Source organism: Vibrio sp. 1249-1, assembly GCF_033340495.1.
In genome coordinates, this window is the sequence record NZ_JAWOWJ010001033.1 from 1 (window position 1) to 546 (window position 546).

Genomic DNA, 546 nt, shown 5'->3' on the forward strand with positions numbered 1-546 from the left:
TTTCTGTTTAATACGCTTGCCAATATCAGCGCGTTGATGTCGCAAGACGTCGATAAAGCCAAACAAATGTTGGATCAACTCACGGCGTTATTGCGTGCAACGCTAAAAAACTCGCGTGAGGAGTACACCACGGTTGAAAATGAAATTGCCTTGATTGACGCTTATCTGGGTATTCAAAAAATTCGTTTAGGCGAGCGCTTAAGTTACACAATCGAGGTGCAAGAAGGGTTAGGAAATACAGAGTTGCCTCCGATGATGCTGCAACCTTTGGTAGAGAACGCCATTATTCACGGCATCGAGCCAAAACGTGAAGGTGGTGAAGTCCAATTGCTGATAAAGCAAGAGAAACAGCTGTTGCAAATTGAAGTGAAAGACACTGGCGTGGGGTTGAGTCACGTCAGCAATCACTCTGGTTCGGGGATTGGGCTGAGTAACCTTAAACAGCGCATGGATGCCTTATTTTCAGGCAAAGGTCAGGTGTCGATCAGTGAATCTTCCGAAGGTGGTGTGAGTGTGCGTTTGAGTTGGCCAATGACAAGTAAGGAA

The 546-nt window shown here is 46.0% G+C and carries 1 protein-coding gene; it reads left to right on the forward strand.

Annotated features, from left to right (window positions below; genetic code table 11):
• Positions 1 to 546, forward strand: a 546-nt coding sequence (locus R7Z50_RS30310) for a sensor histidine kinase (RefSeq protein WP_318150124.1), incomplete at both ends; no start/stop codon positions are given.